This is a genomic window from Nonomuraea guangzhouensis, assembly GCF_019396345.1.
In the GTDB taxonomy this organism is placed as follows: domain Bacteria; phylum Actinomycetota; class Actinomycetes; order Streptosporangiales; family Streptosporangiaceae; genus Nonomuraea; species Nonomuraea guangzhouensis.
The window spans coordinates 142289-155960 of the sequence record NZ_JAHKRM010000034.1; the positions used below are offsets into that span (position 1 = coordinate 142289).

Here is a 13672-nt window from a genome sequence, read left to right on the forward strand (position 1 = left end):
CCTTAAAGCCCCGCCTGCTCGGCCTGTTCGGCGAGCAGGCGGTGGCGGTTGGCCCGGTTGACCTTCTGCCGGCGCGGATCCGGGATGGGCGCCGCGAGCAGGAGGCGCTGGGTGTACGGATGCTCGGGGTTCGAGGTCACGACATCCCCGTCCCCGTCCTCGACCAGCTCCCCTCGATACATCACCGCCACCCGATGGCTGATGTAACGCACGACGCCCAGGTCGTGCGACACGAACAGGTAGGCCACACCCAGCGACTCCTGCAGCTCGATCAGCAGGTCGAGCACGGTCGCCTGGGTCGACAGGTCGAGTGCCGACACCGGCTCGTCACAGACGACGAGCTTCGGTCGCAGCGCCAGTGCCCGGGCGATGGCGACCCGCTGGCGCTGGCCGCCGCTGAACTCCCGCGCATAGCGGTCCACGGCGTCTTTCGGCAGTCGCACCTTGTCGAGGAGTTCGCGTACCTGCGCCTGGGCGGCATGACGCTTGACGCCCGTGATCGAGAGTGGCTCGGTGAGGATGTCGCCGACCGTCATGCTCGGGTTGAGCGAGGTGTAGGGATCCTGGAAGACCACCTGCAGCTCACGCGCGAGCCCGCGACGCTCACGGCGCGAGGCGTGCCCGATCTCCCGGCCCCCGAACCGGATCGAGCCGCCGGTCACCGGGGCGAGGCCGAGAATGGCGCGCCCGAGCGTGGTCTTGCCCGAGCCCGACTCGCCGACCAGACCGACGGTCTCGCCGGGCCGTACGTTGATCGAGACTCCGTGAAGGGCACGGAACGGCGGCGACCGGAAACCCTTGGCCGGGTACTCGACAACGAGATCTTGAACCTCAAGCACGACCGTCCCCCGTAACCTTCACCCGGGCGAGCCGCGCGGGCCGCCCGTCGAGCATCGAGCCGAGCAGCGACCGCGTGTAGTCGTGCCGCGGCGTGTCGAAGATCGCCTGAGCGGGCCCGTTCTCGACGATCTCGCCCTGCCTCATGACGAGGACGCGATCGCAGATGTCGGCCACGACACCGAAGTCGTGCGTCACGAACAGCACGCCGAGCCCCTTCTCCTGCTGCAGGTCACGGAGCAGGTCGAGGATGTCGGCCTGCACCGTGACGTCGAGTGCCGTGGTCGGCTCGTCGGCGATGAGCAGCTCGGGGTCGCAGGACACGGCACCGGCGATGAGGACTCGTTGCGCCATACCGCCGGAGATCTCGTGCGGGAAGGCGCGGTACGTACGCGCCGGGTCAGGTATGCCCACCCGGGCGAGCAGGTCGAGCACACGGTCCCGAGCAGCCGCGCGGGAAAGGCCGAGGTGCACGCGGACGACCTCGCTCAGCTGGTTGCCGATCCGGAACGACGGGTCGAGGTTGCTCAACGGCTCCTGCGGGATGTAGCCGATCCGGCGCCCGCGTACGGTACGCAGGAAGGATGCCGAGCGGCCGAGCAGCCGCTCGCCGGCCAGCGCGACCGCCCCGGAGGTGACCTCACCCCCGGTCGGCAGCAGGCCGAGCACCGAGAGCGCGACCTGGGTCTTGCCCGATCCGGACTCGCCGACCAGACCGACGACCTCGCCGTGCGCGACATCGAGCGAGACCCCGTGTACGACCTCGACGGAGCCGCCGCTGTAGGCGACCCGCAGATCGCGGACCGAGAGCAGCGCGTCCGACGGTGCCGCCCCGTCCCCGGCCGGAGCGACTTTGACGCTGCCGCGGCGGCGGACCGGCTTCACGGCGCCGGCCTGCAGGGCGTCTCGCAGACTGCTCGCGACCAGCGCGAGGGCGGCCGAGGTCAGGAAGAGGGCGAGACCGGGCCAGAACAGCATCTGCGGAGCCTGGAAGATGTTGAGGAAGCCCTCGTTGAGCATGGAGCCCCAGCTGGCGGTCTGAGGGTCGCCGAAGCCGAGGAACTCCAGTCCGGCCTGGATGTTGATGCAGATCGCCAGCACCATCGCGCTGTGCATGATGAGCGGCCCGCGTACGACGCGGAGCATGTGCCGGGCGATGATCCGGGTATCACTCAGGCCGGAAACCAGGGCGGCGTCGATGTAGAGCTCGTTGCGTACCCCGCTCACCGTGGCGCGCACCAGGCGGAAGGCGCCGGGCGAGAGGATGACGCCGAAGATGACCATCGACGTCCAGATGGAGGGGCCGAACACCGTGCGCAGCGCCAGCAGGACGATGATCGCGGGCAGCGCCTGGAGCAGGTTGGAGGTCCACGAGCTGACCGAGTCGAAGGTCCGGCCGTAGTAGCCCGCGATGAGCCCCGCGGGCAGGCCGATGACGAGCGAGGTGAGCAGGGCGATGGTCGCGCCGAGCAGGCTGACCTGGGCGCCGTACAGGAGCCGGGAGAGCAGGTCGCGCCCGGCGCTGTCGCCGCCGAGCGGATGCGCGGCGGAGATCGGGGCGAAGATGTCGTCGAGCGACGACCGGGCCGGGTCCTGCGGGGCGAGCACGGCCGCCAGCACGGTGGCGAGCAGGATGAGCACCAGGACCACCAGCGAGATGACCCCGAGCGGGTCGTGCAGCACCTTGCTGATGACGCCACGCCGGGCCGGCACCGCTGTGGGGGCGGGGATCGAGACCAGCTGACTCATGAAAGACGCACCTTCGGGTTGAGCAGGCCGATGGCGAGGTCGACCACGAGGTTGACCAGCACGACGATGGTGGTCATCACCAGGACCACGCCCATGATGACCGGGACGTCGCCGTTGACCGCCGCGTTCGTGGCGGCGAGGCCGAGTCCGGGGAGCGCGAAGATGCGCTCGACGAAGACGGCGCCGCTGAGCGTGCCGATGAAGGTGAGCGCGACGACCGTCAGCGCCGGCGCGCTCGCGTTGCGCAGGACGTGCGCGACGACCCGCCAGGACGGCAGGCCGCGCGCACGGAGCGTCCGTACGTAGTCCTGTTCGAGGACGTCGATCACGGACCCGCGCACCTGCTGCGCCACACCGGCGACCGCGCCGACCATGAGCGCGACGACGGGCAGTGTGATCGAGGCCAGCCACTGGCTGGGCGAGGCGGTGAAGGCGACGAATCCCGTCGCGGGAAAGAGCCGCAGTTGCAGCGCGAGGTTCGACACCAGCAGCAGCGCGAGCCAGAAACCCGGCACCGCGAAGCCGACGATGGCGAGCACCTGAAGCGCGATGTCGAGGGCACCCCGGCGGAGCGCGGCGGCGATGCCCAGGGCGAAGGCCAGCAGCGTCGAGACCAGGATCGAGCCGATCACGACGGTGAGGGTGACGGTGGCCCGGCTGGTGACCAGGGAGCCGATGGGCTCCGCCGTGAACCAGGAGCGGCCGAGGTCCCCCACGAAGAGATGCTCGACATAGTCGAAGAACTGGACGTACAGCGGCCTGTTCACACCGAGCTCGGCCGACTTGGCGGCGACCTGCTCGGGCGTCGCGGTCTCACCCAGGATCTGCCGCGCGGCGTTCGCCGCGTTGCCGAACATGAGCAGGAACGTGAGGGAGGGGACCACCAGCAGCACTGACAGACCCGCGCCGATTCTCTTCGTGAGGAACGCCAACACCTTGACTGCCTGCTTCCTACTTGCCGGCGGGCGCGTAGTTGTAGATCGACGGGATGTTCTGGCTCTTCTGCAGCGTCACGTTGACGGGGCCGGCCACGAAGTACTGCTCCTCGATGAACAGCCACGGATCGAACCAGACGTTGTCGACGAGGAACTTGTTGATCTCGCCGATGATCTTGGCGTGGTCCTTCTCGGCCGCGGCCGGGTAGGACTCGATCAGCTTGGACAACGTGGGGTCGGTCGTGTGCAGGGGGTTCCAGGTGGCCTTCTCGACGAGATAGTTGTTGATCACGATCCAGTCGGTCGGGCCCGCGCCGAAGATCGCGGGGGACATCGCGTACTTGCCGCTCTGCAGGCCCGCGAAGTACTGCGGGATCGTGCCGAGGTTCTCGAATTTGACCCGGATGCCGAGGGCGCCGAGGCTGTTCTTGTAGTTCTCGATCGCGGCGGGCGTGGTGTTCGCGTTGATCGGCAGGGTCAGGTCGAAGCCGTTGGCGTAGCCCGCCTCCGCCATGAGCTTCTTGGCGCCGGCGACGTCGTAGGCGTACGCGTTGTTGAGCGATTCGTCGTATCCGGGGGAGGACTGCCGGAAGACCTGCGTGTTCGGCACACCGGTGTCCGCCATCAGGGCCTTGCGGATCTGCGGCACGTTGAACGACATCGCTATCGCGCGGCGGACCCTCTTGTCCCCGAGGGCCGGGACGATCTTGCCGGTGCGGTCGAAGAAGATCGTGCCCATCCACGAGATGCTGTCGTCCGGCGTCAGGTGTTTGATGCCCGCGGCCGTGGCGGCCTTGCGGTTGTCGGCGCCGGTGAGGTTGGCGGCGTCCACCTGACGGCCCTGGAGCGCGTTCACCAGCGACACCTCGTCGGGGAAGATCTTGAACACGACCTTGGCGAACTTCTGCAGCTCGGGGTTCCAGTACCCCTTACGCGCGGTGAAGGTGTAGGTCGAGCCCTGAACCGTCGCGGCGGTGTTGAGCACATAGGGGCCGGAGCCGACCGGGGTCGTGGCCAGGCTCTTCGGGTTCTTGAGCGCGGCCGGGCTGGCCATGCGGCCGGCCGCGTCCGAGAGGTTGTAGAGGATGTCGGGATCGGGCTTGGTGTAGGTCAGCGTGACCGTGTCCGGGTCGACGACCTTGACCGAATCGAGGGAGGCGAGCTCACGCGAGAGCGGGCCGGTGCCGTCGTGGAAGTGTTCGAGGCTCGCCTTCGCCGCCTCGGCGTCGAAGGGAGTGCCGTCACTGAAGGTGACCTTGGGGCGCAGGTTGAGCGTGATCGACTTGTTGTCCTCGGAGAGCTTCCAGTCGGTCGCCAGCATGGGGGCGAAGGTGCCGTCCGGCTTGCGCAGGATCAGAGAGTCGTAGGCGGCCTGGGCATAGGGGACGAAGTTGGCGTCGCCGGCCCCGGCGGGATCGAACGTCTGCGGGGCGATGGTGCTGCCGAGGGTCAGCGTGCTGGTGGCGGCGCCGCCGGCGTTCTGCGGCTGGGTGCCGGAGCAGGCGCCGACACCCACGGTGACGCCGACAGCGAGGGCGGCTGCGACGACGGTGCGGATTTGCATGAATACTCCCTTGTATGCCACTTCAGGCCGTGGCGCGGCGGCGACGGCGTGGCGGGTCTTGCTAAGCACCTGAGCGATCAGGCGTGGAGGATGGTCGACCGCATTGCCTGGGCGATGCGGAGCGCCCGGGCGTCACAGCCGCCGGGCGGTGGCATCCGGCGGACGACGTACCCGAAGCTGATGCCGGTCTCCGGATCATGGAAGCCGAGCGCGCCGCCCATGCCGTCGTGGCCGAAAGCCCGGAACCCGCCGAAGAGGAGCCCCGGGACGGGCTTCTGGAAGACGACGCCGTAGCGCCGCTCGATCCCGATCACCTCGTCGATGCCGGCCACCTGGGGTTGGGCCAGCTGTGCGATGGTGTCGGCGGAGAGCAGGGGCGCGCTGGTGAGGCCCACAGTGCTCTCCGCGAACAGGGCCGCGATGCCGCGCGCGGACGTGGTCGCGCCGGCGGCCGGCATGCCGATGGCGCGGTCGCGCCGGGCCTGACGACGACGCTCGTCCTCATCCATGGGGGGCGCGCCGCCCGCCATCACGTACCCGCCGAGTTGGCCGGGCGTGCGGGCAAAGGGCGGGGCGGCGGAGCCGCTGACCGGGCGCATCGGCAGCAGGTCGACGGCGCGCGGTTCGAGCTCCTCGGGAAGTCCCAGATAGAACTCGAGGCCACGCGGCCCGCGGATCTCCTGCTCGTAGAACTCGGCGAGGGTCCGCCCGGTGATGCGGCGTACGATCTCGGAGCCGAGGATGCCGATGGTCACGGCGTGGTAGCCGAAGGCCGAGCCGGGATGCCAGAGCGGCCGCTGCGCGGCGAGCAGTTCGGCACCGCGTACGGTGTCGGCGAGCTCGTCACGGGTCATCAGCCTGGGCGCGGTCTGCGGCAGGCCGGCCTGGTGGGACAGCAGTTGGCGGACGGTGATCGCGGCTTTGCCGGCGGCGGCGAACTCGGGCCAGTAGTGCGCCACCGGGACGTCGAGGTCGAGCAGGCCGCGTTCGAGGAGGAGGCCGATGCTCACGGCGATCGTGTTCTTCGACACGGAGTAGGGGATGAGCAGGCTCTCCCGGGTGATCTCGGGGCCGATCGCGATGTCCAGCACCAGCTCCGTGCCCGCGTAGGCGGCGATCTGGATGTCGTCGTCGCGGAACTCCCCTCGCTCGGCGATCCCGTCGATGAGCGGGCGGAACGGGGCGGCGACATATCCGTCGAAGCTCGTCGTGGGGGTGGTCATGCGATGGCTCCCTACGTTGTCACAGTGGCGTGTGAACAACAGTTATGGAAGATTAAACACTGACCGGTGGTAGGTATGTCAATGATGCTGATACGCCGGACCTGCGCTTTGATCAAGGAAGCTGGAGTCGCACATGCCACCCACCTCGCCGGCGGCCGCCGCTGACACGCTGACCGCGCGGAACGGCACGCGCTTCAGGGATCTGAACGGCAACGGCACGATGGAGCCGTACGAGGACCCGCGACTCTCCACCGCCGAGCGGGTCGCTGACCTCATGACCCGCCTCTCGCTCGCCGAGAAGGCCGGGCTCATGTTCCACACCCAGGTGGTCGCGACCGCTGACGGCAAGGTGTCGAACGCGCCGATTCGACCGGGCCGCGTGGGCGCCGCCGATCTCGTCGGCGGCAAGCTCATCACGCACCTCAACGTCACCGAAATGCCCGGACCGCGGGAGATGGCGCGCTGGCAGAACGCGGTGCAGGAGCTCGCCGCACGGAGCCCGCACGGCATCCCGGTCACTCTTTCGACCGACCCGCGACACGGTTTCGGGCACAACGCGGCCGCCTCCTTCGCGGCGCGCGACCTCTCCGCCTGGCCCGACCAGATCGGCCTGGCCGCGATCGGCGACCCCGATCTGGTCCGCCGGTTCGGCGACGTCGCACGGCGCGAGTACCTCGCCCTTGGCATCCGGGCGGCGCTGCACCCCTCCGTCGACCTCGCGACCGAGCCGCGCTGGGCCCGCCAGTACACGACCTTCGGCCAGGACGGCGAGCTCGCCGGCCGCCTCGTCGTCGCGTACCTGGAGGGTTTTCAGGGTGCGCGCCTCGGTCCCGGTAGCGTCGCCTGCATCACCAAGCACTTTCCCGGCGGCGGGCCGCAGCTCGACGGCGAGGACCCGCACTTTCCTTACGGGCGCGAGCAGATATACCCGGGCGGCCGCTTCGATGAGCACCTCGCGCCCTTCCGCGCCGCGATCGCCGCCGGCACCGCCGGCCTCATGCCGTACTACGGGATACCGATGGCCCTTGAGCTGGAAGGTGAGCCGATCGAGGAGATCGGCTTCGGCTTCAACAGGCAGATCATCACCGGCCTCCTGCGCGAGCGGCTCGGCTACGACGGCGTGGTGTGCAGTGACTGGGGACCCGTCACCGACGCGCTGTCGCCCGACGGGAGCCGCGGCCTGCCCGCGCGGGCCTGGGGCGCCGAAGAGCTCACACGGCACGAGCGGGTACGCCGCATCGTGGAGGCGGGCTGTGACCAGCTCGGCGGCGAGGAGTGCGTCGAAATCCTCATCGACCTCGTCGAAAGCGGCGACATTCCGGAGTCGCGGATCGACGAGTCCGCGCGCCGGCTGCTCGCGGTGAAGTTCGATCTCGGACTGTTCGACGATCCGTTCGTCTCCGAGGACGAGGCCGTCGCCGTCGTCGGCGCGCCCCGGTTCGTCGCCGAAGGGCTGGCCGCCCAGGTCCGCGCGATGGTCGCGCTCACCCCGCTCGACGCGTTGCCGGTACGGCCCGCGCGGCTCCACCTCGACGGACTCGACCCGGCGGCGGTGGCCGGGGCCGCCGAGATCGTCGACGACCCGGGCGACGCCGACCTGATCGTGGTCCGGATCGCGGCGCCGTGGGAAGCCCGTGACACGTACATGCTGGAGAGCGGCTTCCACGCGGGCAGCCTCGACTTCGCCGAAGCCGACGTCGCCCGGATCCTCGGCCTCGTGGCGGTGGCGCCGACCGCTCTCGTGGTGGGCCTGGATCGGCCCGCGATCCTCACCCCGTTCCTCGACAGCGGGATCACCCTGCTGGCCGAGTTCGGCGCCTCCGACCGCGCGGTGCTCGACGTCGTCCTCGGCGGGGCGGAGCCGGAGGGACGGTTGCCGTTCGACCTGCCACGCTCGATGGCCGCGGTCGAGACGAGCTTTTCCGACGTACCCGGGGACACCGCCGACGCGTTGTTCCGTGCCGGATACGCTGCCAAGAACCTGAGATGAAGGGAACACCGTTGCCCGACAGGGAATCCCCCACACCCTCGCGTCCCGGCCCTTATGACAGCCCGGGCCCTTATGAGAAGGGACGGGCGAAGCGCCGGGAGATCCTCGACGCCGCACTCGAACTGATCGCCGCGAAGGGCTACGGCAACATGAGCCTGCAGCAGATCGCCGACGCCGTGAACATCACCAAGGCAGGGCTGCTCCACCACTTCGGCTCGAAGGAGAACCTCCTGACCGAGGTACTCCGCCGCCGCGACGAACGCGACACCGCCTCCTTCAGCGACAGCGACGCCGCCGGACCGCGCATCACCCGCATCGTCCGGCACAACAGCGAGGTGCCCGGCCTCGTGGAGCTGTACTCGGCGCTGATCCAGGAAGGAGTCGACGCGGAGCACCCCGCGCACGACTACTTCAGGGAGCGCTTCCGCCGGGTCGCCGGGAACGTGGTCGCCGACATCAGACACGCCGCTGACACGGGCGAGCTGCGGCCCGGCCTCGACGCCGAGATGCTGTCCCGCGTCCTGATCGCGGTCGCGGACGGTCTCCAGCAGCAGTGGCAGTACGACCGCTCGCTCGACATGGCAGCGCATCTCGACTACCTGTGGTCGTTGCTCGGTACGGCACCGGCTCGGGACCTGTCTGAGGACCCGAGCGTTCCCCCGGGCGGCACGGCATGAGCGACCGTGGATTCGGGCCGCACAGCCTGCTCGCCGACATCCTGGACCACCCCGAGGCCCGCGGCATCATCCGGCGTTCGCTGCCCGGGGTCGTGAACTCGCCGCTGCTGGTACAGCTGCGCCGACGCGCCGTCGGCGACCTCACGGCCGCCGGTCCGTACGCCCGGCTCACCCCCGCGCAGCTCGATGACCTGTGGCGCGAGCTTGCCCTACTCGATGCCGGCGACCCGGGCGTGCGCTCTGATCCGCCGGCGATCACGCCGGATGCCCAGTACGAGCAGGCCGGCACGCCTCGCGGCTCGGCCGAGGTGGTCTCCGCACCCGCCACGGGCGAAGTATGGGCGACCTGGGAGCTCGTACTCGCCGGGCCGAGCCATGGCAATCCGTTCGTCGACGTCGAGTTGTCCGCGCGCGCGACCGCCCCCGACGGTTCGACCCGCCGGCTCGGCGGCTTCTACGACGGCGACGGGATCTGGCGCGTCCGGCTGCTGCCCGACCAGGCCGGACGCTGGGTCGTCACGACGGAAGCGAGCACACCCTCCCTCGACGGCGTCACCGTCGAGCTCACCGCGGCGTCCGGCGCCGGTCGAGGGCCGGTGCGGGTGGCGGACCAGTATCACTTCTCGTACGCGGACGGCACCCGTCATCTGCCGCTCGGCACGACCGCGTACGCCTGGACCCACCAGAGCGAAGCGCTGCAGGAACAGACCCTGCGTACACTCGCCGGCTCGCCCTTCACCAAGATCCGGATGGGGGCCTTCCCCAAGTCGTATCTCTTCAATGCCAACGAGCCGCCGCTCTATCCGTTCGAGCGGGACAGCGACGGTGGGTGGGACTTCACCCGCTTCGACCCCGCCTACTTCCGCGTTTTCGAGCGCCGGATCACGGAGCTCGCCGCGATCGGCGTCGAAGCCGATGTCATCCTGTTCCACGCCTACGACCGCTGGGGCTTCTCGGACATGGGCACCGCCGCGGACGACCGCTACGTTCGGTATCTGGTCCGGCGGCTGTCGGCGTTGCCGAATGTCTGGTGGTCGCTCGCGAACGAGTACGACCTGTTGTTCTCGAAGACCGTCGACGACTGGGAGCGGCTGGCCGCGATCGTGGTCGAGGAGGACCCGGTCGGGCATCTGCTCTCGATCCACAACTGCTTCGGCTTCTACGACTACGGCCGGCCGTGGATCACCCACGCGAGTGTGCAGCGCATCGACGTGTACCGCACCGCCGAGAACACCGACCAGTGGCGTGAGCAGTGGGGCAAACCCATCGTCATCGACGAGTGCGCCTACGAAGGCGACATCGACCAAGGGTGGGGCAACATCACAGGTGAGGAGATGACCCGGCGGTTCTGGGAAGGCGCGGTGCGCGGCGGCTATGTGGGGCATGGGGAGACCTACCTCAACGATCGCGAAGAGCTGTGGTGGTCGAAAGGCGGCGAGCTCATCGGCTCGAGCCCGGATCGGATCGCCTTCCTCAGACAGATCACCGGGGAATCACCGACCGGTGTGCTCGACCCGCTGCCCAGTGACTGGGACACCCCCTGGGGCGGCGTGGCAGGGCGTTATCTGATCGCCTACTTCGGCTTCAACCGGCCGTCATATCGCGACCTCACGCTGGAGCCCGGCACGGTCTGGACGGTCGACGTGATCGACACGTGGAACATGGCCGTCGAACGGCTGCCCGGCACATACTCGGGCAGCTTCCGGATTCCGCTGCCGGCGCGCCAGTACATGGCGATCCGGCTCGTCGCAACCAACTACGGTCCGTAGTAGCCGGTCACTTACACGTCAGACGTGGCTCGGCTGCGTAGACGGTGCGGAACTTCTGCTTGCGCTGCACCTTGCCGTCCTGCTTGAAGATGCGCCAGACGTCGATGGTGAAGCCCTCCGCCCCGCCCATCGCGATGCACTCAGGGCCGGATTCGGTGAGGGTGGTGATGGGCTTGACGTCATAGCGGGCAGAGCTCTGCGAGTCGATGTCGAAGCGCTTGGTGCTCCAGAACTGGACGGTGATCGAGGTGCTGGTGTAGGAGGCCTTGATCAGTACGCCGTAGGGGGAGTCGTTGCGCCATCTGAAGTCCGGTTGCGGGAAGGAGACCGTGGATTCCCGGCCGGCCGGATAGCGGGAGATGTAGTACTGGTGCGCCATGTGCTGCACGTCCTCGAAACCACCGAAGAACACGGCGTTGAACATGGTGGTGGCGAACTGTGACACCCCGCCGCCGACGTCGTTGACGAACCGGTTGTTCAGGATCATCGGCGCCTCGACGAATCCGCGTGCCTTGTCCCGCTTGCCGACGATGCCGTTGAGGGAGAACGTCTCGCCGGGCCTGACGACGTAGCCGTCCACGATGTCGGCGATGCGGTGGATGTTGGTCACCCTGGGCGCGCAGCAGGGGTGGCGAGTGGTGAAGGAGCTGACCTTCTCCTTGATGCCGAGCTTCTTGGCCTGGGCGGTGCTCACCCGGGGCTGCGTCTCGGTCACCGGCACGCGCACGCTGCGCTGACCGGCCGCGAGCGCGGCGGAGACGGCCTTGTTGAGCGCCTTGGCGTCGATGCCGCGGCCCACGCGCGCCGACGTGACCTGAGGCTTGCCGTTCACGATCTTGAACGAGGCGTCCTTCGGACGCTGACCGGCGGCGACGAGCTTGTCGTCCAGGCCGGCCAGGACGCCCCTCGCGTCGAACAAGGGTGTCATCCGCCCTTGGCCGTCGGCGACGAAGCGCAGCCCCGTGGCCAGTCCCGCCGTGGGCAGCTCCGCTTTCTTGCTGCCGTTGACCAGCGTCAACGGTGCGGCCACAGCGGTACGGGCCAGGGCGTCGGCGACCCGCTTCACCTCGGACGCCGAGCCCGCGGGCGGGCTCGTACGGACCTTCAGCGCCACCGACCCGCGATCATTCAGATACGCCTCGCGTACGGCTCCCGCCGCGCCGGCGCGATCGAGGGCGCGGCCTGGCTTGGGCAGGATCACCTGCGGTTCGAGCCCGCGGTAGCGAATGCTCCCCTCGCGGGGCTTGGCGTCGACGCGCCGGGCCAGGTCGGCGAGCTTGGCGGTAAGGCGACGCTCATCGACCGCGACCTGTGGCCGCAGGTCACGGGTGCCGCCGAACAGCGAGCGCGCGATTGCCGACGGCGTGCTCGCGCCGTTGAGCGCGGCCTCGACCGTCGCCTGGGTATCGAAGGTCAGTCCCAGGTCGGACGGCGCCAGCCGGACCGTCTTACCTGCCACCGACAGTGCCAGCGGGCGTGCGGCCCGTTGACTCAGCCCTCGCTCCAGCTTGGCGCGTGCGTCGGCCACCGGCAGACCGCCGATGTCGACGCCATCGACGCGCGTGCCGCGCGGCACGTCACCGGCAAGGGCGATCGCGGGCACGGCATAGGCCAGCACCGGGACGGCGACCACGGCCGCCACAATGCCGGCGACCCGGCCCCGCCGAGAGGCCATGGTGCGCCGCCGGCCGCTCGTTACCGGCGGGGCGGTCTTTTCGTGATCGTTTCGTGATTTCATCATTCGTGGCACATCGTACGGCCGGGCGGAAGGCCGCGGTGCCGTTCTGGTGGAATCCGACCGCCACTACTAATGACCATCGTAGAGCGGCTGTGACGCGCACCGCCAGCCGCGAACGTTCGTCCTGGGGCCCGGACAGTGCAACCGGTTGTAGTACCGCGAAAATTTTAGCTGGGTGCCAGGTTGGTCTGATGGGCATGTGAGCTGCTGAAACATAGATCACGATATATCGGTAACGTCTATGTAACGCCTGCAAAGGGTTGACGAAACTTTTGGTGCACCTATAGGAAAGCGCTATCCGATCCCGCCGTGCCCGGGCGGCCTGGAATGAGGGATACATGCGCCCATGACCGATTCAATCCCGGTACCCCGCGTCAACCTGTCGGGACGGAGGCATGCCAAGCGGATGAACGCCCACAGACGGCGTGAGGCGCGTACGGCTTACGTCTTCCTCGCGCCCTGGTTCATCGGTCTGTTCGTGATCACGATTGGTCCGATCCTGGCGTCGCTGTATCTGTCGTTCACCGATTACAACCTGCTGGAAGCGGCCAAGTGGGTCGGGTGGGACAACTACACGAAGTTGTTCACCGTCGACACGCGGTTCCTGGCCTCGTTGAAGGTGACCACGATCTATGTGGTGGTGTCGGTGCCGTTGCAGCTGGCGTTCGCGCTGGTGCTGGCGTTGGCGCTGGATCGGGGTCTGCGCGGGTTGTCGTTCTACCGGTCGATCTACTATCTGCCGTCGCTGCTCGGCGGCAGTGTGGCGGTCGCGATCTTGTGGCGGAAGATCTTCGGCTCCGACGGCCTGGTCAACGCGGTGCTGGAGGTGTTCGGTATCCAGGGCGCCGGCTGGGTGTCGGATCCGGACACGGCGCTGGGCACGCTGATCTTGCTGCACGTGTGGACGTTTGGCGCGCCCATGGTGATCTTCCTGGCCGGGTTGCGGCAGATCCCGCAGAGCTACTACGAGGCGGCCCAGGTGGACGGGGCGGGCAGGCTGCGGCAGTTCCGCTCGATCACGCTGCCGCTGCTGACGCCGATCATCTTCTTCAATCTCGTGCTCGAGGTGATCAAGTCGTTCCAGTCGTTCACCCAGTCGTTCATCGTCAGCAGCGGCACGGGTGGCCCGGTCGACTCGACGCTGTTCTACACGCTTTATCTGTATCTGAAGGGCTTCAAGAGTTACGAGA

General features: G+C 68.6%; 10 protein-coding genes. 4 read left to right on the forward strand and 6 right to left on the reverse strand.

Annotated elements, in window-relative coordinates; all coding sequences use genetic code 11:
• Nucleotides 1–2 precede the first annotated feature (2 nt).
• The 5 genes from KME78_RS50115 to KME78_RS50135 form a co-directional block, all read right to left on the reverse strand.
• A complete protein-coding gene (locus tag KME78_RS50115; RefSeq protein WP_219537076.1) occupies nt 3–839 on the reverse strand; it encodes an ATP-binding cassette domain-containing protein in 837 nt (278 codons plus the stop codon).
• Nucleotides 832–2586, reverse strand: a complete 1755-nt coding sequence (locus KME78_RS50120; protein WP_219537077.1) for a dipeptide/oligopeptide/nickel ABC transporter permease/ATP-binding protein — start codon at nt 2584–2586, stop codon at nt 832–834. The genes KME78_RS50115 and KME78_RS50120 overlap by 8 nt, the downstream gene beginning before the upstream one ends.
• Nucleotides 2583–3521 (reverse strand): ABC transporter permease, encoded by a 939-nt coding sequence (locus KME78_RS50125; RefSeq protein ID WP_308127430.1) that lies wholly within the window; start codon nt 3519–3521, stop codon nt 2583–2585. The genes KME78_RS50120 and KME78_RS50125 overlap by 4 nt, the downstream gene beginning before the upstream one ends.
• Nucleotides 3522–3537: 16 nt before the next feature.
• Nucleotides 3538–5085 (reverse strand): ABC transporter substrate-binding protein, encoded by a 1548-nt coding sequence (locus tag KME78_RS50130; protein ID WP_219537078.1) that lies wholly within the window; start codon nt 5083–5085, stop codon nt 3538–3540.
• Nucleotides 5086–5162: 77 nt separating this feature from the next.
• A complete protein-coding gene (locus tag KME78_RS50135) occupies nt 5163–6308 on the reverse strand; it encodes a serine hydrolase domain-containing protein (RefSeq protein WP_219537079.1) in 1146 nt (381 codons plus the stop codon).
• A gap of 133 nt (nt 6309–6441) precedes the next feature.
• Here KME78_RS50135 and KME78_RS50140 point away from each other — a divergent pair, with 133 nt between their 5' ends.
• Genes KME78_RS50140 through KME78_RS50150 form a run of 3 tightly spaced genes read left to right on the forward strand, consistent with a single transcriptional unit; the run spans nt 6442 to nt 10744 of the window.
• Complete coding sequence (locus KME78_RS50140; RefSeq protein ID WP_219537080.1) at nt 6442–8298, forward strand: glycoside hydrolase family 3 protein; 1857 nt, start codon at nt 6442–6444, stop codon at nt 8296–8298.
• A complete protein-coding gene (locus tag KME78_RS50145) occupies nt 8295–8975 on the forward strand; it encodes a TetR/AcrR family transcriptional regulator (RefSeq protein WP_219537081.1) in 681 nt (226 codons plus the stop codon). Before KME78_RS50140 ends, KME78_RS50145 begins: the two co-directional genes overlap by 4 nt.
• Entirely contained in the window at nt 8972–10744 is a 1773-nt protein-coding gene (locus KME78_RS50150) for a DUF5605 domain-containing protein (RefSeq protein WP_219537082.1), read from the forward strand. Before KME78_RS50145 ends, KME78_RS50150 begins: the two co-directional genes overlap by 4 nt.
• Before the next feature lie 7 nt (nt 10745–10751).
• Here the strand turns inward: KME78_RS50150 and KME78_RS50155 are convergent, their stop codons facing one another.
• Complete coding sequence (locus tag KME78_RS50155; RefSeq protein WP_219537083.1) at nt 10752–12419, reverse strand: VanW family protein; 1668 nt, start codon at nt 12417–12419, stop codon at nt 10752–10754.
• 409 nt (nt 12420–12828) lie between these two features.
• On the opposite strand from KME78_RS50155, the gene KME78_RS50160 reads away from it, so the two are divergent.
• Nucleotides 12829–13672: carbohydrate ABC transporter permease (locus KME78_RS50160; protein ID WP_219537084.1), on the forward strand; the 844-nt coding region annotated here is incomplete at its 3' end.